This window comes from Aquitalea sp. FG25, from assembly GCF_057809375.1.
This window is the reverse complement of record NZ_JBMDJV010000008.1, coordinates 53232-74421: the sequence shown is the minus strand read 5'-3', so window position 1 is coordinate 74421 and position 21190 is coordinate 53232. Positions and strand designations below refer to the sequence as shown.

Below are 21190 nucleotides of genomic sequence, written 5' to 3'. Positions count from 1 at the left end.
TGGTTGCGACACGTCGGTTTAATTTAATTCATATTATAGAACTGCTGACAAACCTGACGTGTAAGCAAACGTGTGCCTTGTGTAAGCAAAAGTACACGCGGCTAATCCCTGCATAAAAAAAGCCCCCTGACGGGGGCGGAAGTAATGCTCTGGGTCGAACAGGGCAAAGGAAGGGAGTTGGCCGGGCAACACGCCCGGCAAACAGTCAGGATCAGGACTGCGTGACCACCTTGGCTGCACGCGAGCCCATCCACGGTGTGCCATACATGCGCGAGCGCACCCAGCCCACTACCAGCAAGGCCAGCGACAGCGCGCCGGTGCTGATCACTTCTACCTGGTGTTCCGGACGGATGGCCATCAGCACCACCACGGCACAGATAAACACAATCACAATCCAGGTGAGCACCGGGAACATCCACATGCGGAAGGCCGGGGTTTCGCCATTGGCTTCCATGCGCTGACGCATGCGCAGCTGGGAAATGGCAATCACCAGATACACCAGCAGTGCGATGGTGCCGGAGGTGGCCAGCAGGATGTCGAACACTTCCTTGGGCATCAGGTAGTTGGCAATCACGGTCATGAAGCCCACCACCATGGAGCCCAGCACTGCCTTTTGCGGCGTGCCGTTGGGGGCGATATCGCCAAACATCTTGATGGCATCGCCACGGCTGGACAGCGAGTACAGCATGCGCGAGGCGGTATACAGCGCGGAGTTCAGGCAGCTTGCTACCGAGACCAGCACCACCACGTCAACAATGGCCTTGGCATTGGGAATGCCAATCAGCTGCAAGGTGCGCTGGTAGGAACCCAGAGCAGCCAGTTGCGGGTCGTTCCAGGCCACCAGGGCGGTTACCACAAAGATGGAACCCAGGTAGAACAGGCTGATCCGCCATACCACCGAGTTGGTGGCCTTGGTGATTTGCTGTTGCGGATTGTCCGACTCAGCCGCCGCGATGGTGACGATTTCGGTACCCAGGAAGGTAAACATGGTGGTGAGCATGGCACCCAGCACCGCGCCAAAGCCATTGGGCATAAAGCCGCCATGATCAAACAAACGGGCGGTGCCACTAACCTGGCTGCCCGGAATCAGACCAAACATGGCGGCACCGGCCACGGCCAGGAAGGCCACGATGGCAACCACTTTGACCAGCGCAAACCAGAACTCGAACTCGCCGTAGTTCTTCACGCTAAACAGGTTGGTAATGGTGAGCAGAACGGTAATGCTCAGGGCAAAGCTCCACATTGGCACGCTGGCAAACCAGGCATGCAGGATGGTGGCAGCGGCATTGGCTTCCAGCGGAATTACCAGCACCCAGAACCACCAGTACAGCCAGCCGATGATGTAACCGGCCCAGTGCCCGATGGCACGGTCGGCATAGGTGGAAAACGAGCCGGTATCCGGCGCGGCAACCGCCATTTCACCCAGCATGCGCATAACCAGCACCACCAGCAGGCCGGCCATGCCATACGCCAGCAACACGGCGGGGCCCGCTTCGGCAATGGCGTGGCCGGAGCCAACAAACAAACCAGCGCCAATCACACCAGCAATGGACAACATGGTGACGTGGCGTTGCTTGAGCCCGTGGCTCAAGCTTTGTGATGAAGCACTCATGAAAGATTCTCCCAAAACCGGCAGCCCACGGGGAGCAGGTCCGCCAGTCATGTCGTTTTATTGTTTTTTGTTGCTTGGAAATGACCCACATTACTTCTTGGACACCGGCGGCACCGCGCCGCTACCGACAGGCAGCAGAGGTGCGCGCCCGTGCTTACAGCACGCCGCTGCAGCCAGGCCGACCACGAGGGTCAGCATGGCCGTCCATACGGCATCAGGCCTTCAGCGCAGCTTCCAGCTTGGCCAGCGCTTCGGCGAAGATTTCGTCTTCGATGGTGAGGGGGAACAGGAAACGCAGCACGTTGCCGTATACACCGCAGGTCAGCAGGATCAGGCCGGATTCCAGCGCCTTGGTCTGTACCTTCTTGGTGAACTCGGCATCCGGCTGGTGAGTACCCGGCTGGTTGAATTCAACAGCAACCATCGCGCCCAGGCCACGCACGTCGGCAATCTGCGGAATGTCTTTCTTCAGGCTGTGCAGCTTTTCTTTCAGCAAGTCGCCCAGCTTGTTGGAACGTTCCAGCAGGTTTTCTTCGCGGATGACATCAATCACCGCTCCGGCAGCGGCCAGGCCCAGCGGGCTACCGGCGTAGGTGCCACCCAGCGCACCCGGTGCCGACACATCCATGTATTCGGCCTTGCCCACCAGTGCGGACAGCGGGAAACCACCGGCCAGCGATTTGGCCATGGTGGTGAGATCAGGAGCAACCGGGTAGTGCTCCATGGCAAACAGCTTGCCGGTACGGGCAAAGCCGGCTTGCACTTCGTCGGCAATCAGCAGAATGCCGTGGGTATCACACAGCTGACGCAGTGCCACCACCCACTCTGTCGGTGCGATATTGAAACCACCCTCGCCCTGAACCGGCTCGAAGATGATGGCGGCAACGCGCTTGGCTTCGATATCGAACTTGAACAGCTTTTCAATGCTGGCCAGCGAATCCTCCACCGACACACCGTGCATGGCATTCGGATAGGCAGCATGGTAGATCTCGCCCACAAAGGGGCCAAAGCCGATCTTGTACGGGGCCACCTTGCCGGTCAGCGCCATGCCCAGCATGGTGCGGCCATGGAAGGCACCGCCAAAGGCGATTACACCCGGACGGCCAGTGGCAGCACGCGCTACCTTGATGGCGTTTTCAACGGCTTCGGCACCGGTGCTGAAAAAGGCGGTTTTCTTGGCGAAATTGCCCGGTGTCAGCTGGTTCAGCTTTTCAGCCACGCTGACATAGGATTCGTAGGGAATGATGGAATACGAGGTATGGCTGAAGCGATTGAGCTGCTCGGCCACGGCAGCCTGCACCTTGGCGTGCAGATGGCCGGTATTCAGTACGCCAATGCCGCCGGCGAAGTCGATGTAGCGATTGCCTTCCACATCCCATACTTCAGCGTTTTTGGCCTTGTCGGCAAAAAAAGTACACATGACGCCCACGCCACGCGGGGTTGCATCCGCCTTGCGTTGCATCAGGTCCTTGTTGCTCATGCTGTTTCTCCTGTCATTGACAAAACGAGTGGCAATTTTTTAAACAGTCGATACCTGGCTACAGTATCCAAAGCTGTCAAATCCTTGTATCAACTGGATTTTCCATTGCATCTCGGCAAACCAATTCTAATCACGCGTTTAACAAAACGCCACAATGAATATTATTTTAAACATACCAGCTCCACCCCTGCCCTCGTCAAATTCAAGCCAAGCCATTGAATAAAGAATGAAATTTCTTATTGATAGAGATTGAAAAAACGCATTGATTTTGACAAAAAAGCATCATTTTTCAGGCAAATGCAGGTCAGGGCAGGCGCTTTCCGGCAACTGCCTTTATGTGAAGTTAAATGCCAATTGCAAGCCACTTCGCAGCACAAACACAGGCGTGAACATGAACACGCATGCGCACCAGAACACCTGCACTTGCCCTGCCTGTCAGCCGGAAAAAATGTCGACAAAACCTAAAATCAGCACGCTGGCAATGCGTAGAAAAACGTGCAACTAAAGTCGAATGGGAAGCCAGGCCCAGGCGCTATAGGCTGCAAGCGTGACTTTGCCGTCATGCAATCCATGTTGTTCTAGCCTGCAGTCCGGGCTGGCCCAGCCACGAGGCCGGCCTGTCAAACAAGGAGATAACACAGTGACCACCACGACTTTCTTTATTCCTGCTGTCAACGTCATGGGTGCCGGTTGCCTGAAAGACGCCATCCAGTCCATCCAGGCCTATGGCTTTCGCCATGCGCTGATTGTTACCGACAAGGTATTGGACGAAATCGGTGTGGCGGGTCGTATCCAGAAGCTGCTGGCCGAGTGCGATATCCAGGCCACCATCTTTGCCGGAGCCAAGCCCAACCCGACCATTGCCAATGTCGAAGCCGGCCTGGCGGTGCTGCAGGACAAGAAATGCGACTTTGTCATTTCACTGGGCGGCGGGTCTCCCCATGACTGCGCCAAGGGCATTGCACTGGTCGCCGCCAATGGCGGGAAAATTGCCGACTACGAAGGGGTGGATCGCTCGAAAAAACCGCAACTGCCGCTGGTGGCCATCAATACCACGGCAGGCACAGCCAGCGAGATGACCCGCTTTTGCATCATCACCGACGAGGCACGCCACGTAAAAATGGCCATTGTCGATCGCAATGTCACTCCCATCCTGTCAGTCAACGACCCGGACCTGATGATCGCCAAACCCAAGGGCCTGACTGCGGCCACCGGCATGGATGCCCTCACCCATGCTATCGAAGCTTATGTTTCCACCGCAGCCACCCCCATCACGGATGCCTGCGCGCTAAAAGCAGTGTCGCTGATTTCCCAGTACCTGCGCGTGGCAGTGGAAAACGGCAAAAATCTGGAAGCACGCGAACAGATGGCCTATGCCGAATTCCTGGCGGGCATGGCGTTCAATAATGCTTCGCTGGGTTATGTGCATGCGATGGCACACCAGTTGGGCGGGGTATACGACTTGCCGCACGGGGTATGCAATGCCCTGCTGCTGCCGCATGTGGAAGCGTTCAATGTGCAGACATCTGCTGCGCGCCTGTCCGACGTCGCCGTCGCCATGGGGGTCAACACCAGCGGCCTCACTGCAGAAGCCGGTGCCAAGGCCTGCCTGGTGGCCATCCGCAAGCTGGCTGCCGACATCGGCATCCCGTCCTCGCTGAGCGAACTGGGCGTAAAGCGAGAAGACATTCCCCTGCTGGCACGCAATGCCCTGCAAGATGCCTGCGGCCTGACCAATCCGCGCAAAGCCAGCCAGGCTGAGATTGAAAGCATTTTCGAAGGGGCCATGTAAGCCCCGGCAGGAATAGCCCGCCCTGCAAGGGCGGAGGGTGAATGCAAAACCGCCAGCCCGTAAAGGCTGGCGGTTTTGTTTGGGTCACCGTCAATGGACAAGCAGCCGCACTGTGGCGTATCAGGATTTACTGATGGCAGCTGCCGGTGCTGGTTTGACTGCAATACAGGATATTGCCGTCCTGATCCACCGAAATGGTTTCCGTACCGGCCTGCGACATACCGTTCACCGGCGTGGCTACCAAGGAGAAGGTATCCGTGGTAGTACCGCTGGCGGCAATATTGTATAAGGTGGTGCCATTGCTGGGCGCGGTGGTCAGAGGCAGAGTAGCCGAGGCGTAGCTGCCCTTTTCCGCATACCAGCGCGCCATGTAATGGGCATTTTCTACCAGATTGGCCTTGGCGGCCGCCTGGTTACCCTTGATGACATGCTGGGTGTAAGACGGATAGGCAATGGCGGCCAGAATACCGACAATCGCCACCACAATAACCAGTTCGATCAAGGTAAAACCCTGCTGCTTGTTCATAGCTACCTCAGAAAATTTCACGCCAGGCAATACGCCGCCCCACCGAAGTGGCTTTGGGAATCAGCTTCCCCGCCGCCACATTGCCGTTGCTGCCACCCGTCCCGCCCACATAGAAGGTGAGAACCTCATTGGTATTGGTGGAGGCAGGATAAGGATAGCTACCCAGCTGGCCTGCATCGGTTGAACTGTAGTCCCCCAGGTTTACCGTGGTGACGGTAAAGGCAATGGACAAGGCCGACGGAATGCCGATGTTGTAATTGATGCCGGAAGGAATGGTGGTTTTTTTATCAATAAAACTCACTGTGTCACCATCGGGCGAAGTGGCACTGGTATTGATCTTGCCATCGCCGTTCAGGTCGAATGCCGGTGTCGATGGTGCCCCGCCAGTCATCAGGTCCAGTGCCATCACCCAGCCGCTTTGCTGGTTCACATTACTGCACACCAGAGAGCTCCCTTTGAGCACCTGGGTGGTGAAGTACAGCTTGCCCAGTGCCACCACCGGCTGATAAATCATGCGCTCGCCGTTTGTGCTGTTCATGTTGAATACCCAGCCAGCGCGATTGCCACTGGGCCCCACCGACAAACCACCGGTAGTGGCGGCATCAGCAATGGTGGTGGTTTCACGAAATACCACACTGCTGCCAAGTTTTCCTGAAGCGGTAGAAGTTGTGGAACCGTCAATGGAAGCGGTGCCATTCAGATTGGCAACTTCGGCGTCGGTAATGAAGGTGGAGCTACTGTAAGTCAGATTGGTCTTGGTCTTGTCGTCGTAAATGCCGTACAGCGACTGCGGATAAACCGTGGTGCGGTCGTTGTCGGTGGTGTTTTCGTACAGCATGCGGCCAGTACCGATGTATACCATGTAGCCACCACCCGGAATGGCATAAATGGCCGGGGCCGCCACAATGGGCTGATTGGCCTGAGCGGTAAAGAATTTGCTGACCGAGCTAGTCTGATCGCTGCTGGTTTGTAATTTGAAGCGCCATACATTGCCGGACTGGTCGCCCGCATAGACATAATCCGCCACCTTGTCACCATCTACATCCAGCACCGCCGGGGAGGACAAGCCATTGCTGGCGGTTGAGGTATCCAGTTCGTACAACATGGCACCGGTTTTCAGGTCAATCACCATCAGGGTGGTGGCCTTGTTGGTCGAGTCATAGCCATTGCCGGTGATCATCGCCCATTTCTTTTTCCCACCATAATAGACTTGGGCAACCACCGGCTTGGCAAAGGTATAGCCCAGATTGGTAAAGCCGGAATCTGTCGGCAGATGGTCCCACAGTACATTGCCGGTGCCGAATACATTGCCACCAGTCAACAGTGAAGGATTACCGACGGTATTGCTGATATCCAGTGCAAACAGGCCTTGGCCACCCTGCGCCATGCCACCGGTCAGCACCGAGGTGGTCGATGTGGAAAACTGGTTATCACCGCCACTGACATTATTGAAGGTCAGGTTGCCATTGACAAAATACAGGTGTGGTTGGCCACCGCCATAAGTCGTGGAGCCCAGCAAGGCCAGATTGGCCGCTGTAACGGCACGCGGAATATAGGAAAAAACTTCGGTGTAATTGCTGGTAGTGCGGCCAAACACATGCAACATGCCGTCATTGGCCCCCACCGCAAAACCGGCAGTGGCCGTCGTGCCGAACGGTGTTGGCGTGGAGTCGATGATGTCACCCAGGGTAGACGGGGTGGATTTATCACCGCTCCTACTACGCCAGCCAGACGGCGAACCACCGGCAAGATAACTATTCAGATTGCTGTTACTGGAAACGCTGGTGTACAGCGCACCACTGCCACTGGCCCCGGTACTGGTGAATATATTGGCCAGCCGGGTGGTACTGGATGAGTTGAACAGCACCGGGATGGTTGAATTCAGGTTAGCCAGACCAGTCGTGCTACTCACATTGTATGCACGCAACTGGCCAGACCAGTCACCAGAATAAAAGGTCGCCTGAATCGCTTCGGAGGGGTTGGTAGGCTTGCTGGCCACCACCGGCACATTGGTGGCCGTGGTAGACGAAATACTGTTCAACACCGCCTTGAGCGAATTGGTCAATGATGTCTCATCACTTGCATTGAAGCTTTGTCCACCACCTGCTGTTGCAGTGGCTGCCAATACCTTTTGACCATCATCCGTAGCAGGCAAACCAAAACCAATGGTGTAAGTCACGATGGGTTGTGCAGTCGCTGCGCTATAGTTATTGCCTTCGGTATCTTTTGTCACTCCATTGGGCACAATACCGTTCTGATAATAAAAGCCGGCATAACGCACCAGTGTCGGGTCAACACCTGAAGCCACACTGGGCATGGTCACCCCTACCGGGGTATAACTATTCAACGCTACGGAAGTACCGGATTTATTCTTTTCGGTGGCATTGACTACCTCATCGTTGGGATAGCCATCCGACATGAAAATAACAAAATTTTTCTGGCAGACATATTTGATGGGTGAAGCACCGGTATAGTCTTGTGGTGTCTGATAACTTGGATAACCATTCCAACCAGGCCGCCCGGAAAATGAACGCATGATATTATAAAATGCACCTGCGCTTGGCGTGCCAAGATAATCCGTCAAGCCACTGCCATTAATATCATTGGTAAAATTAGTTAGCTGAGTACTGGAATTTGACAAGGTTGGATCACTCCAACCGTCCAGCTTCAAACTGCTCCTTAGAGGAATATAACCACCATACGACCAAGAATATGGACCATAATTGAAATGAAACAAGCCCCAATAAGCCATATCCCAATTATTATTCAACAAATTGGTCAGTACTTTACGGGCAATAGTAATCTTGGACGGATTGGAAGTCGTTACCGAGTTGCCATTAGGAGCATCTTTCATACTCCCCGAGTCGTCCACCATCAGGGCAATATTGGGCCGTACGGTTTTCTGATTCAGATAAAGCGGCACAGCCGGATACGGATTTGCAGCAAAAACCGTGGCAGAAAATAGTGCCAGCACAGCTGCCGTGCAAACAGTAACAGAACGGGACATAGGCAACTGCCTCAGGAAACGACGTAATAACTTTGCAAAGTTACCTGGGTATTGGCATTGCGGCCCCAGGCACGAGAAGTAATGCGATACAGCGATGCACCAGTAGTGCCGGTGACGGCATCGGTGTAACTACTGCTCAGTAACTCCACGATATAGCGTGGCTTCTGCAGGGTTTCGCCAGTGATGGTGCAAGTGTCGCACTGCAACGAGTTTGCATAGCTGCCGATAAACACATTGCTGCGTTCCCAGGCATTAACGGTATCACTACCTCCCAACTGGCTGGATAGGCAAAGCCCCCCCGTGCAGGCTGACACAAAGGAACTGGCTGCCGGCTTGTTGCTGGCCACATAGCTCTCGCCAGCCTTTAGCCCCAGCTCGGCCAGCTGAAATGTGAGCGTGCGGTCATTCTGGTTGCTGGCGATTTTCTGTTCGGTCAGCAAAGGATTCGCCCCATACACCACCAACAGGGCAATTACCGCCAGCAAGATAAGGGACACGATCAGGCTGGCGCCACGTTGAGCATGAAGCCGCCCGGATTTTAGCTGGCGCGGTAGCATTGCTTCCCCCGGATGGCGGCAGTGGTCTGGTAAGTTTGGGTCAGGTAGCCAAAGCTGTTGCCGCTGGCCAGCGGTACCTGGTTCTGGCTGCGTACCGTCAGGGTGATGCGTACTGATGACACATTGCGCCAGTTGCCTACCGAAGCCCGGCTACGGTAGGTCACCAAACAATTAGTGCTGTCGGTGATTTCACCGTATTCATACTGCATAGCGGTGACATTGCTCATTAACTCGCTAACCGATGGCGACTGCCCTAATGTATCGCTCTGCCCCAACTCACTCATCACCAGCGCCCCGCTGCTGTTGACAAAGTAGGCGCGCGATACCAGATCCATCAAGTCGGCACCAGAGGTCATACTACCGAGAGTGACCGACACACCCGCAGAAGCCAAACCGGCTGATGTGTAATGCAAGACAACATTTTGGCAAGTACTTGCCACATAAAAATGCTGACCTACGGTATAGGTACGTTGCATATTACTGTTGGCTGAAAAACTGGCTGCTCCGGAAGCTGCCACTGCACTCCCGCGACCGTATTGCACAGCAAGCACATCAACCGGTGAAGAAGCCGTTTGCCCGCCAAGCCAAGTAGATGCAGTGCCAGAGGCATAGGCTTTGAACGGCACATAGCTGGAGCCATCCATAATAAAAGTTTGATTAGTACCCGGCGACAGCACATCATTCGCGACACTGACCGTCACCGCCTGCGACGCAGTCGTATTATTGGCGTCCAACGTGGCGCAGCCATAGCTGCCGGCCATACGCAGGTCACGGGAAATCTGCAGCAGGGCAATGCGTGCATCCTGCTGCATGCTGATGCGCTGGCTCACCACATTGAAAGTGCGTTTGCTGTTGACATAAACCGCTACTACTGCGCCCAGCACGATCATGCCCAGGGTCAGCGACACCATCAGCTCGATCAAGGTAAAGCCGCGCATCCGTTTCATGGATTCACTCATGGTTCAAACTGCAAGACATAGCCATATACCCGGGTGGTGGCACTCGCTGCCGAAGAATTGGCGCTATTGTTGCCCAGGGCGGTATTAGCTGTTTTTTCCATCGCCGCCTTCCAGGCCACCCGTATCATCAGCTTGCTACCACCGGTACAACCACCCAGCTTGCTATCGGTGAAATTGATGGTGGACGAGGCATTGCTGTCACGGCAGATAATGGCCCGCACATTGTTCTGGCTGCTGTCGGAAAACGCCGTGGCCAGATTGTTTTTGAACTGGTACAGGTCGTAGGCGGCCATCTGTGCGCTAGTGCATTGGGAACCGCTCGCGGCATTACACAGGGTAGAAGGCGCCGAGGTGTGGTCGCTGTAGCTGGTTTCGACGTAGTTGGTCCAGTCTTCCGTCACGCTACCGCTGGCATTGATACTGGCATAGGCATTGGCGCGCATGGCATCAGCCACTTCGGCGGCCAGCATGGCGGCCACGCCCTGCTGCTCGGCTTCGCGCACCGTCTTGAGGGTACGGCCCTGCATGCCAGCCAGGGCCAGCATGCCAATACCGACAATCAATATGGACATCAGCACTTCCAGCATGGTGAAGCCGGTCATTTTTTTCATGAGCAGGCTCCGCAACTGCTGTCCGTGCTGGTATCACACGCCTTGCTGCGGCCAGAACCACTCACCAGGATGACACGGCACAGATTATTGCTGGTGTCCTGCAACACCAGCTTGCGGCTGTTGCCATCCAGCAAGCGGCCATCACTGCCAAAGGCCAATTGGTTGAGGCTGCCCACCGGACTGGTGGACATCACCAGATTGATGGCCGACGCATTATTCATTTCACCGTAGAAGGAAAAGCTCTTGATGGCTTCACCGCTGTCATAGCTACCCATGGTGCCGGTAGTGATATTGTCGGCGTACACCAACTGTCCATAACCCCAGTTGTACTTGCTGCTGGTTTGCTGGCTAAGGCAGCCACTGATACTCAAGCTAGTGGTATTGAGATTGGCCGAGCACACATATACGGGCTGATTGCGCCGCACGGCTTCGGTACGGGCGTAGTTGAACCCTGCCACGATACGGTTTGCTTCGGTGGTGATCTTGTTGTTGGCCACCAGCGTTCTGAGCGGCGGGACGGCCACCGCCATCATGATGGCACCAACGCCGACCGTGACCATCATCTCGACCAGAGTAAAACCCAGTCGTCGCTGACGTGGCGCTACTGTGTTTCCTGCTGGGAATTGGGGCATGGTGGTATGGATGAGCAAGTCGCATGGCAGTGCTCAGCCAGCGAATATCCCATTATCAATACAATTTATCAATGTTACGCATTTTACATAGCTGAAGACCTTTTACAAGAATTTTCCCAAAGCGATAGAGGATGCATCTCAATCTTACAATCCACAATCTGACGCACATTTGATAGAAGACAATTCAATGCATTGCCAATCACTGGCAAAAAACGTTGAATTTTTATCAAATTATTCACACCCTGTTATCAAACCAAGTATCCCGGCACGGCATAGCTTAATTCGGCTCTGCTTGCGAAACAGTTCTTTCGAACAGGCTTGCTCGGTTTCAAGCCAGATCATTCCAGACCGTACCATCTTGTAAGCCTGCTGCTTCACCGCCCATCCACTGTCCGGCCACTGCAACGACAGAACTAATGCTCATCACCACCTGAACTGATGAAACCGCACCAGCGAGACGCGATGCATTGTCCGATGTCCCGCCTGACTGCAGCTGGCATGACACGGTAGAAGCAAAAGAAGCTTGCAAACTAGACGACTGGTCTAGTACTATCTCCCCATGTCACGACCCAGCCAGTTTTCCGATACCCGCGAACACCTGCTTGCCACCGGTGAATCCATCATCCTGGGCAAGGGGTTTTCTGCTGTTGGCCTGGCCGAAATTCTCGGCTGCGCCGGCGTACCCAAAGGCTCGTTCTACCATTACTTCCGCTCCAAGGAAGGTTTTGGTGTGGAGATGCTGCGGCGTTACTTTGAACATTACGACGCGCGTCTGCTGGAAGCGCTGGACCCAAGCCAGGGTGATGCACGCAGCTGCTTGCTGCGTTATTTCTCCGGTTGGCTGGACCGCCACCAGCAATGCGAAGAAGGCAATCAAAGCTGTCTGGCCATCAAGCTGGCCGCCGAGGTATCCGACCTGTCCGAACCCATGCGTGAAGCGCTGGCCGAGGGCATGGGCCGGGTCATCATCCGGCTGGCCGACTGTATCCGCCGTGGCCAGCAGGAAGGCAGCTTGTGCACCCGGCTGTCAGCCGAAGATACCGCAGGCAGCCTGTACAGCCTGTGGGTGGGTTCCGCCCTGCTGTTCAAGGTGCAGCACACCCAGCAGCCCATGCTGCAGGCACAGGCGCTGACCGACGCCATGCTCAAGCCGGGTGCCTGTCAGGCAAGTTAAAGCAGCAATACGGATTTAGCTTACCCGCCCCTGCGGCGGGTATTTTTGACACAATGACTAGACGACCGGTCTATTTATCTTCACCCAAACGGGAGAATGCCATGAACAGCACACTGGAATTGATGCAGCAGCATCGCAGTATTCGCAGCTATCAGGACAAGCCCATCCCCGCCGAGGTACTGGATGCAGTGCTGGATGCCGCCTGGAAAGGCCCCACCTCCATCAATGGCCAACAGGTGTCTTTGGTGGTGGTGCAGGACGCCGCACGCCGCCAGCAAATTGCCGCCCTGGCCGGTGGTCAGCCGTGGATTGCCCAGGCCCCGGTGTTTGTCACCCTGGTGGTGGACTTCTACAAAACCCGCCTTGGCGTGGAAGCTGCCGGTGCCGAGCAGGTGATTCAGGACAGCGTGGAAGGCTTTGCCGTTGGTGCGGTGGACGCTGGCATTGCGCTGGGCAACCTGATGACCGCCGCCCGCGCTGCCGGCCTGGGTGTGGTGCCGATTGGCGGCATCCGCCGCAACCCGCAAGCCATGATCGAGCTGCTGCAATTGCCGGAATACACCTTCCCCATTGCTGGCGTGGTCATCGGCTATACCGATCAGGACAGCAGCATCAAGCCGCGCCTGCCGCGTGAGAGTTTTGTCCATCACGAGCACTACCAGGCTGCGCAGCTGCCGGAACAAATCCGCCAGTACGACCAGACGCTGGCCAGCTACTGGCAGCAGATTGGCCGTGCCGATGGCCTGCCGTGGACTGCCAACACCGCGCAGTACTACCAGAATGTGTATTTCCCCGAAGTTGCTCCCGTCGCCCGCAAGCAGGGCTTTGGTTTTGATCGTTAATTATCTTCTACTCCCCACAGGAAAGAACCGAACATGAGCCTGGATAAACTGTTTACCCCGCTGCAAGTGGGTGGCGTCACCCTCAACAACCGCATTGCCATGGCCCCGCTCACCCGCCTGCGCAATACCGAGCCGGGCGATGTGCCCACCGACCTGTCGGTGCAGTACTACACCCAGCGCGCCAGCGCCGGGCTGATTATTGCCGAAGGCACGCATATCTCCCGCACAGCCAAGGGCTATGCCGGTGCACCGGGGATTTATAGCGAAGAACAGGTGGCAGCCTGGGGCAAGGTGAATGCTTCGGTACATGCTGCTGGTGGCAAGACCGCGCTGCAGCTGTGGCATACCGGCCGTATCTCGCACCGCTCCTTGCAGCCGGATGGCGAAGCCCCGGTGGCACCGTCGGCCATCCGTGCCGACAGCAATACCAATGTGCGCCAGCCGGATGGCAGCCTGGCCCGCGTGCCCTGCGATGAGCCACGTGCGCTGGAAGTTTCCGAGCTGGCAGACATTCTGGAAGACTACCGCCGCGCTACCGACAACGCCCGTCGCGCCGGTTTCGACCTGGTGGAAATCCACGGTGCCCACGGCTATCTGCTGGACCAGTTCCTGTCGCCGGAAGCCAATGTGCGCACCGATGCCTACGGCGGCAGCGTGGAAAACCGCGCCCGCTTCCTGCTGGAAGTGGTGGACGCCGTAGTAGCCGAATGGGACGCCGCGCATGTGGGCATCCGCATCTCGCCGCTGGGTATATTCAATGGCGTGTCCAATGTGGAAGAACAGGACATCGCGCTGTACGTGATCGAACAGCTGGCCAAGCGCAAGCTGGCTTTCCTGCACATTTCCGAACCGGACTGGGCTGGCGGCCCGGCGCTGAACGAAGCCTTCCGTCAGGAAATCCGCAAGCGTTACCCAGGCGTGATCATCGCCGCCGGTGGCTATAGCGCGGAAAAAGCGGAAAAGCTGATTGGCGAGGGCTATATCGATGCAGTGGCCTTTGGCCGCAGCTATATCGCCAACCCGGACCTGGTGGAACGCCTGCAAGCCGGTGCCGCGCTGAACACCCCGGATGCCGCCACGTTCTACGGTGGCGATGCCAAGGGCTACACCGACTATCCGACGCTGTAACCCTGCTTTAACACTGACAACAAGCGTCCGGGTTGGCCAGCGCCGCCCGGACCATCCCACACGAAAAGGCACACCATGAAAACAGTACTGTTTGTCCTCACCAGCCATGATGAACTGGGCAATACCGGCCACAAAACCGGTTTCTGGATCGAAGAATTTGCCGCGCCCTACTACGCGCTGGCTGACAAAGGCGTAGCCATCACTCTGGCCTCGCCCAAAGGTGGCCAGCCGCCGATCGACCCCAAGAGTGCCGACCCGTCTTTCAGCACCCCGGCCACCGAACGTTTCAATCAGGACCCCGCCCTGCAAGCCATCTTGGCCAATACCGTCACCCTGGACAGCGTCCAGGCCAGCGACTTTGACGCCGTGTTCTACCCCGGCGGCCATGGCCCGCTGTGGGACCTGGTCGACAACACCGCCTCCATTGCATTGATCGAAGCCTTTATCGCTGCCAGCAAGCCGGTAGCCGCCGTGTGTCACGCATCCGCCGTACTGGTGAATGCCCGTGATGCCGCAGGCCAGCCGCTGGTGGCCGGGCGTAAGGTCACCGGTTTTTCCAATACCGAAGAAGACGCAGTGCAGCTGACCGACATCGTGCCGCTGCTGGTGGAAGACGCGCTGCAAGCCAAGGGTGGCCTTTATGAAAAAGGCCCGGACTGGGGCGTATTTGTGCGCGAAGACGGCCTGCTGATTACCGGCCAGAACCCGGCATCGTCCGAACTGGTGGCAGAAAAACTGCTGGCCCGCTTGAACGGCTGATTCTGACTTACAGGGCGGACAGGCAGCGCAGTGCCGCCGGCTCCAGCGTAAAGCGGGCCGGCGCCTGCCCGACCAGTTCGCCATCCACCTCCAGCGGGCAGTCCCGCCCCTCCACCAGCAGGCTGCGCACACTCAGGTAACGCACCCGCTCGTCCAGCACCGGCTGCGCCTTGCGTAAGCTGGGCAGGTGGCGCAGGAAATCCAGCCCGCTACCTTGCTTGATCATCACCACTTCCAGCAGGCCGTCATCCAGCCTTGCCATGGGGGCAATGCCCAGCCCGCTGCCAAAATAGCGGCCATTGGCCACACACAGGCTGAGGAAATCACCGCTGATGACTTCGCCATCCGCCAGCGTCAGTTGCATGCGCCGTGGCCGGTAACGCAGCAGGGTAAGCAGGATGGACAGATAAAACGCCACACTGGCCGGCAGCCAGCCCGGCAGGCGGCGCACCTGCTGCACAATGGCCGAGCTGATGCCCAGCGAGGCGATATTGCCAAACCAGATCATCCGCTCACCGTCATCATCCGGCAGGCTCAGCCGCCCCAGGTCGATACGGCGTACGCGCTGGCTGGCAATCAGCTGTTCCAGTTGTTCCAGTGAATCGTTCACCCCCAGTGAACGGACAAAGTCATTACCGGTGCCAAACGGCAGTGCCCCCACCGCCACCCGTTCGCGTGCCCCCGCCTCGGCCCGCATCACCCCGTTGATCACCTCGTGAATGGTGCCATCGCCGCCCACCGCAATCAGATAATCACAGCCCTGCCGCACGGCTTGCAGCGCCATATCCTCGGCACTGACTGCCGAGGTGGTGATGTGGATATCCACTTGATAATGGGCAGCAAAGCGCTGCAACAAGCGGTCGGGCAGGCTGCGCGGACAACGCAGGCCATGCAGGATGAAAACCAGCCGGGTCTGAGCCATAACAAGACTATTGGAAAATAACCGTTGGATTATCAGACAGAACATTGGCTTTTGATACCGGCATGCTCTGCGCTGTCAGCGCCCCCGCCAGCACTGCGGGCAATAAAATCAATGCACTAATCGCGGCAGGCAACTGGCTGACACAGCGGTTTTCTGGTAAATTTGGCGGTTTTGCTGCGCCGGATTCCGGCTGCCAGTGCCTGCCGGGTGAGACCGATCCCGCGTGCGTACTGCGACAGCAACGGCACCTTTAAGTCAGCACATCTGCCTCGACTGTTTATCGATGGATCACGCCATGACACCGAATACCCCCAAGACTGCGGAAAAAGCACTGGTTGTGCTGTCCGGCGGTCAGGATTCCACCACCTGCCTGTACTGGGCAGTGCAGAAATTTGGCCCCGCCAATGTGGAAGCCGTTACCTTTGACTACGGCCAGCGCCACCGCGTGGAGCTGGATTGCGCGCGCAAGATTGCCGCCATGGCTGGCGTGCGCCAGACCGTGCTGCCCATCGACACCTTTGCCGCCATTGGCGGTAATGCGCTGACCGATGACAGCATTCAGCCCGAAGAAGGCAGCCGCGACGACGATGCCCTGCCCAATACCTTTGTGCCGGGCCGCAACCTGATCTTCCTCACCTTTGCCGCTGCCTTTGGCTACACCCGTGGCGCACGCCATATCGTTACCGGCGTGGCGCAAACCGACTACTCCGGCTACCCGGACTGCCGCGAAAACACCTTGCAGGCGCTGCAACTGGCGGTACGCCTGGGCATGGACAGCCGGGTAGAACTGCACACCCCGCTGATGTATCTGAGCAAGGCCGAAACCGTCACCCTGGCGCAGCAAGTAGGCGCGATGGAAGCCCTGGCCTGGAGCCACACCTGCTATAACGGCGCGGTGCCGCCTTGCGGCCACTGCGCATCGTGTGAGCTGCGCGCCAAGGGCTTTGCCGAGGCTGGCGTGGCCGACCCGCTGGTCGAACGCTGCAGCAAGGAGGCCTGACATGCACGCATCCTGCCTGCTGGCCGGTGGCCGCTTTGAAGCCGCCCGCCGCGTTGCCGGTGACGAACACCGCCTAAATGGCCTGCACGGCCACAGCTTCCGCGTGATGGCGCGTGCCGATGTCACCCATATCGAACAAGCCGAACTGCAAACCGCACTGGCGCAGGTATTGGCCGGGCTGGACTATCAGGATCTGAACCAGCAACTGCCGCAGTGTAACGACCTGAGCCTGGCCCAGCACATCAAGGACGCGCTGAACTGCCCCTCCGCCCTGCTGCTGCAAAGTGCGCCGGAACGCGGCGTGATGCTGGAAAACGGCACCGCCCTGCACTGGATTGCCGCCAGCTTCGAAGCCGCCCACCACCTGCCGCATGTACCGGCCGGTCACAAATGCGGCCGCCTGCACGGTCATGGTTTTGGCGTGCGCATCGTGGCCGATGCCCGCCAGCACAGCCAGGCCCAGCTGGAAGCCGCCTGGGCACCGTTATTCCTGCGGCTGAATCACCGCTACCTCAATGACATCGCCGGGCTGGAAAACCCCACCAGCGAGGTGATTGCCGCCTGGCTGTTCCATGAGCTACAGGCCGCTGGCCTGAGCGGCCTTGCCTGGGTGGAAGTGCGCGAAACCCATACCGCTGGCAGCCAGTTCGACGGCAAGCGCTTCCGCATCTGGAAGGAACAACGCTTTGAAAGCGCGGTGCCTTTCGACAAACAGGGCAACTACACCGGCCACAGCTATCTGGTGCGGCTGATGCTCACCGGCAGCCTGGACCGCACCATGGGCTGGCTGCTGGATTTTGGCGATGTCAAAGACCGCTTCAAGCCTATCTACCGTCAGCTGGACCACAACCCGCTGGACAAACTGGCTGGCGTGCGCGATGGCCATAGCCAGTCGGTGGCCGAATGGGTGCACGCCCATCTGTCGCCACTGGTGCCGGAGCTGGCGCGCATCGACCTGATGGAAAACGCGCATCAGGGGGTATCGCTGCTGTTCCATGACGATATGCGCTGGCCGCTGCTGCAAGGGGATTGACATGTACACGGTGAAGGAAATTTTCTACACCCTGCAGGGTGAAGGCCGACAAGCCGGCCGCGCTGCCGTGTTCTGTCGCTTTAGCGGCTGTAATTTGTGGTCTGGCCGCGAGGAAGACCGCAGCAAGGCGGTATGCCAGTTCTGCGATACCGATTTTGTCGGCACCGGCCCGGATGGCGGCAAGTTTGCCACCGCCACCGCGCTGGCCGCCCGCATTGCCAGCCAATGGCCGACTGGCAGCGGCGGCACACCTTATGTGGTGTGCACCGGTGGCGAGCCCCTGCTGCAGCTGGATGCCGAGTTGATTGACGCCCTGCATGCCGAGGGTTTTGAAATCGCGGTGGAAACCAATGGCACCATCGCCGCCCCGGCAGGTATTGACTGGATCTGCGTCAGCCCCAAGGCAGGCGCGCCGCTGCTGCAAACCAGCGGCAACGAGCTGAAGCTGGTTTACCCGCAAGCCACCCAGCTGCCGGAAACCGTAGGCCATTTGCAATTTGATACTTTCTATTTGCAACCGATGGATGGCCCGGAGCTGGCGGCCAACACCCGCGCCGCCATTGCCTACTGCATGGCGCATCCACGCTGGCGGCTGTCGGTGCAAACCCACAAGGTGGTCAATATCCGCTGAGTCATCGGGCAGAACATCCTGCCCGATTTTTTTTTGCCTGCTCCTGTAAGAAGCCGGGGACTGTTCCGACTTATGCAGCAGGGACAGTGATGCAGCGCTACGGAATATTGCATCGAAATACGCACAACCACAGCCAATGACGGCGAATGGCTGCTTATTTCGAAAATAATTCTCCAGCCGTGTAAGAAAGCGGCAGCCTGCACGACTGACTCCTGAAACCCGGCAACAGCCGGTTACCACCCGACAGGAGATAGACATGAACACTTCCAAGACCTTGCTTGCTTCCGCACTCGGTGCCGTTGTCACCATGGCTGCGCTCAGCACCACACCGGCAGCCGCTGCCGACATGGAAAAATGCTATGGCGTGGCCATGGCCGGCATGAACGACTGTGCCTCCACCACCGGCGTACACGGCTGCAAAGGCCAGGCCAAGATGGACAAAGACCCCGGCGACTGGAAACTGGTGGCCAAGGGCAGCTGCGAACAGATGGGTGGCAATACCATGGCACCAATGAAACAATAAGCAGTCTATTGCAAATACGCTCCAGCACGGGCCAGCCCCGGCCCGTGCCACACACCTTACCTTTGCTTGAACTTGCTCCACAGGAGAACCACCATGAATGCTTCCAAAGCCCTGCTCGCCTCCGCCCTGGGTGCTGTTGTTGCCATGGGCGCGCTCAGCGCCACCCCGGCCGCCGCTGCGGAAAAAGAAAAATGCTTCGGCATCGCCCAGGCTGGCAAGAACGACTGCGCCTCAGCCACAGGTGCCCACTCTTGCGCCGGCCAGGCCACCAAGGACAAAGACCCCGGCGACTGGAAATACGTGGCCAAGGGCAGCTGTGAAAAAATGGGCGGCAAGCTGGCCAAGTAAATAGCCCGCTCCCTTTACCTCACCTTGAAGCAGAGCCATGAACCACTCCACCCTTCCTGCCGTTGCCGGTATCGGCCTGCGCGCACCGCATTACCGCCAGGTGCTGGACACCCTGCCACCGCTGGGCTGGGTGGAAGTGCACAGCGAAAACTTCTTCGATGGCGGCATGCCGCTGGCCATGCTGCAGCGCGTGGCAGCGCATTACCCGCTGTCACTGCACGGGGTGGGATTGGGGCTGGGTTCACTGGTGCGGCCCGACGGCGAGCATCTGGCCGCACTCAAGCGGCTGGTGGATGCCATCGACCCACCCGCAGTATCGGAGCACCTGTCGTTCAACCACAGCGCCCAGCGCTATGTGAACGACCTGCTGCCCATACCCTATACCCGGGCCGCGCTGGAGGTGATTGCCAGCCATGTGGATGAGACCCAGCAGGCACTGGGACGGCGCATCTTGCTGGAAAACCTGTCCAGCTATGTGGAATACCCCGGCAACGAGATGCACGAAGGCGAGTTTCTGGCCGAGCTGGTGGCGCGCACCGGCTGCGGCCTGTTGCTGGACGTCAATAATCTCTACGTTAACGGGGTGAATCTGGGCACCGACGTGCAGGCCGTGCTAGCCGCCCTGCCTGCCGCTGCCATCGGAGAAATCCACCTGGCCGGTTACAGCGAGCGCGACGGCATGCTGGTGGACACGCACAGCCAGCCGGTACATCCCGGCGTATGGCAGTTATATACACAGGTGATAGAACAGCTAGGCCCGCGCCCCACGCTGATCGAATGGGATCTGGACATCCCGCCGCTGGATACACTGCAAGCCGAGGCCGCCAAGGCCGATGCCATCCTGCAAGGAGCCCGCCATGACGCCTGAAGCACACTGGCAGGCGCAACTGCTGGAACTGATTGCCCAGCAGGAGCAACTGGCCGACGCCTCACTGGGCCTGAATGCAGCCGGGCTGGCGGTGTATCGCAACAACTACCGTGTAGGCCTGATCGAAACCTTGAGCATGATTTACCCGGTATGCGGGCAAATCGTCGGCGAGGAATTTTTCACCGGGCTGGCACGGGAGTACAGCAAACGCCATGCCTCGCTCAGCGGCAATCTACATCGTTATGGCAGCAGCTTTGCTGCTTTCCTGCAGGACTTTCCACCCGCACAGCAACTGCCCTATCTAGCGGACGTAGCCCGGCTGGAATGGGCAGTGCATCGCAGCTATTACGCCATCGACCAGTCTCCCTTAGCCGCCACGGCACTGGCCGACGTAGCTGCAGAGCAATACGGCCAGCTGCATTTCACGCTGTGCACAGTCTGTGCGCTGCTGGTTTCAGCATGGCCGGTGGTCACGATATGGCAGGGCCATCAGCCTGGCCACACCCTGCAAGTAAATCTGGACAGCGGAGGTGAAACCGCACTGGTAACACGTCGCGCCGGTCAGGTAAGCGTCACCCCGGTCAGCCCGGGCATGGCGGCCCTGCTGCAGTCACTGCAGCAGGAACAAGCACTGGCTGAGGCTGCTGAACAGGCACTGCATGCCGAAACCGGCTTCGACCTGCAAGCCGCACTCGCACAGCTGTTTGCCGACGGCCTGCTCAGCCACTTCCACCTGTAAACACCTGCGCCCTGCTTGATCCGCTCGCACAGCGGAGGGGTGAGGCT

At 58.0% G+C, this 21190-nt stretch carries 21 protein-coding genes; 12 read left to right on the top strand and 9 right to left on the bottom strand.

The features are described 5' to 3' along the window. Nucleotides 1–211 precede the first annotated feature (211 nt). Together gabP and gabT are read right to left on the bottom strand one after the other, a co-directional pair. On the bottom strand, nt 212–1612 hold the full coding sequence (gabP, locus tag ACODR9_RS09100; RefSeq protein ID WP_488808933.1) for a GABA permease: 1401 nt from the start codon (nt 1610–1612) through the stop codon (nt 212–214). Nucleotides 1613–1826: 214 nt separating this feature from the next. Further along, entirely contained in the window at nt 1827–3092 is a 1266-nt protein-coding gene (gene gabT, locus ACODR9_RS09095) for a 4-aminobutyrate--2-oxoglutarate transaminase (RefSeq protein ID WP_488808931.1), read from the bottom strand. A 640-nt stretch (nt 3093–3732) separates the two neighbouring features. Between gabT and yiaY the strand changes: the two genes are divergently transcribed. Then, nucleotides 3733–4884, top strand: a complete 1152-nt coding sequence (yiaY, locus tag ACODR9_RS09090) for an L-threonine dehydrogenase (RefSeq protein ID WP_488808930.1) — start codon at nt 3733–3735, stop codon at nt 4882–4884. Nucleotides 4885–5011: 127 nt separating this feature from the next. Here the strand turns inward: yiaY and ACODR9_RS09085 are convergent, their stop codons facing one another. The 6 genes from ACODR9_RS09085 to ACODR9_RS09060 all read right to left on the bottom strand — a co-directional run bounded on the left by ACODR9_RS09085 (nt 5012) and on the right by ACODR9_RS09060 (nt 11176). Then, a complete protein-coding gene (locus ACODR9_RS09085; RefSeq protein WP_488808929.1) occupies nt 5012–5410 on the bottom strand; it encodes a type IV pilin protein in 399 nt (132 codons plus the stop codon). A gap of 7 nt (nt 5411–5417) precedes the next feature. Beyond that, nucleotides 5418–7829, bottom strand: a complete 2412-nt coding sequence (locus tag ACODR9_RS09080) for a pilus assembly protein (RefSeq protein ID WP_488808927.1) — start codon at nt 7827–7829, stop codon at nt 5418–5420. Between the two features lie 599 nt (nt 7830–8428). Further along, nucleotides 8429–8974 carry a pilus assembly PilX family protein gene (locus ACODR9_RS09075; RefSeq protein WP_488808926.1) on the bottom strand — a complete coding sequence of 182 codons (546 nt, stop codon included), beginning with the start codon at nt 8972–8974 and terminating at the stop codon, nt 8429–8431. Then, nucleotides 8956–9921: a PilW family protein gene (locus ACODR9_RS09070; RefSeq protein ID WP_488808925.1), complete on the bottom strand. Its 966-nt coding sequence runs from the start codon at nt 9919–9921 to the stop codon at nt 8956–8958. The genes ACODR9_RS09075 and ACODR9_RS09070 overlap by 19 nt, the downstream gene beginning before the upstream one ends. An 8-nt stretch (nt 9922–9929) precedes the next feature. Further along, on the bottom strand, nt 9930–10544 hold the full coding sequence (gene pilV / locus ACODR9_RS09065; RefSeq protein WP_488808924.1) for a type IV pilus modification protein PilV: 615 nt from the start codon (nt 10542–10544) through the stop codon (nt 9930–9932). Further along, on the bottom strand, nt 10541–11176 hold the full coding sequence (locus tag ACODR9_RS09060) for a GspH/FimT family pseudopilin (RefSeq protein ID WP_488808922.1): 636 nt from the start codon (nt 11174–11176) through the stop codon (nt 10541–10543). Before ACODR9_RS09060 ends, pilV begins: the two co-directional genes overlap by 4 nt. A gap of 559 nt (nt 11177–11735) precedes the next feature. On the opposite strand from ACODR9_RS09060, the gene ACODR9_RS09055 reads away from it, so the two are divergent. From ACODR9_RS09055 to ACODR9_RS09040, 4 genes are all read left to right on the top strand, one after another. Continuing rightward, nucleotides 11736–12350 (top strand): TetR/AcrR family transcriptional regulator, encoded by a 615-nt coding sequence (locus ACODR9_RS09055; protein WP_488808920.1) that lies wholly within the window; start codon nt 11736–11738, stop codon nt 12348–12350. A gap of 101 nt (nt 12351–12451) precedes the next feature. After that, nucleotides 12452–13192, top strand: coding sequence for an NADPH-dependent oxidoreductase (locus tag ACODR9_RS09050; RefSeq protein ID WP_488808919.1), 741 nt, complete (start codon nt 12452–12454; stop codon nt 13190–13192). 33 nt (nt 13193–13225) lie between these two features. Next, entirely contained in the window at nt 13226–14320 is a 1095-nt protein-coding gene (gene nemA, locus ACODR9_RS09045; protein ID WP_488808918.1) for an N-ethylmaleimide reductase, read from the top strand. 75 nt (nt 14321–14395) lie between these two features. Continuing rightward, entirely contained in the window at nt 14396–15079 is a 684-nt protein-coding gene (locus tag ACODR9_RS09040; RefSeq protein ID WP_488808917.1) for a type 1 glutamine amidotransferase domain-containing protein, read from the top strand. 7 nt (nt 15080–15086) lie between these two features. On the opposite strand, the gene ACODR9_RS09035 is transcribed toward ACODR9_RS09040, so the two are convergent. After that, nucleotides 15087–16001 (bottom strand): diacylglycerol/lipid kinase family protein, encoded by a 915-nt coding sequence (locus tag ACODR9_RS09035; protein ID WP_488808916.1) that lies wholly within the window; start codon nt 15999–16001, stop codon nt 15087–15089. Nucleotides 16002–16296: 295 nt separating this feature from the next. Here ACODR9_RS09035 and queC point away from each other — a divergent pair, with 295 nt between their 5' ends. The 7 genes from queC to ACODR9_RS09000 all read left to right on the top strand — a co-directional run bounded on the left by queC (nt 16297) and on the right by ACODR9_RS09000 (nt 21143). Further along, nucleotides 16297–17001, top strand: a complete 705-nt coding sequence (queC, locus tag ACODR9_RS09030; protein WP_488808915.1) for a 7-cyano-7-deazaguanine synthase QueC — start codon at nt 16297–16299, stop codon at nt 16999–17001. Between the two features lies 1 nt (nt 17002). Beyond that, on the top strand, nt 17003–18034 hold the full coding sequence (locus ACODR9_RS09025; RefSeq protein ID WP_488808913.1) for a 6-pyruvoyl trahydropterin synthase family protein: 1032 nt from the start codon (nt 17003–17005) through the stop codon (nt 18032–18034). A 1-nt stretch (nt 18035) separates the two neighbouring features. Further along, a complete protein-coding gene (gene queE / locus ACODR9_RS09020) occupies nt 18036–18665 on the top strand; it encodes a 7-carboxy-7-deazaguanine synthase (protein ID WP_488808912.1) in 630 nt (209 codons plus the stop codon). Between the two features lie 256 nt (nt 18666–18921). Next, on the top strand, nt 18922–19188 hold the full coding sequence (locus ACODR9_RS09015; protein ID WP_488808911.1) for a BufA1 family periplasmic bufferin-type metallophore: 267 nt from the start codon (nt 18922–18924) through the stop codon (nt 19186–19188). A 93-nt stretch (nt 19189–19281) separates the two neighbouring features. After that, nucleotides 19282–19536, top strand: coding sequence for a BufA1 family periplasmic bufferin-type metallophore (locus ACODR9_RS09010; RefSeq protein ID WP_159875212.1), 255 nt, complete (start codon nt 19282–19284; stop codon nt 19534–19536). Nucleotides 19537–19573: 37 nt separating this feature from the next. Further along, complete coding sequence (gene bufB / locus ACODR9_RS09005; protein ID WP_488808910.1) at nt 19574–20404, top strand: MNIO family bufferin maturase; 831 nt, start codon at nt 19574–19576, stop codon at nt 20402–20404. Next, nucleotides 20394–21143 carry an HvfC/BufC family peptide modification chaperone gene (locus ACODR9_RS09000; protein ID WP_488808908.1) on the top strand — a complete coding sequence of 250 codons (750 nt, stop codon included), beginning with the start codon at nt 20394–20396 and terminating at the stop codon, nt 21141–21143. The genes bufB and ACODR9_RS09000 overlap by 11 nt, the downstream gene beginning before the upstream one ends. Nucleotides 21144–21190: the final 47 nt, after the last annotated feature.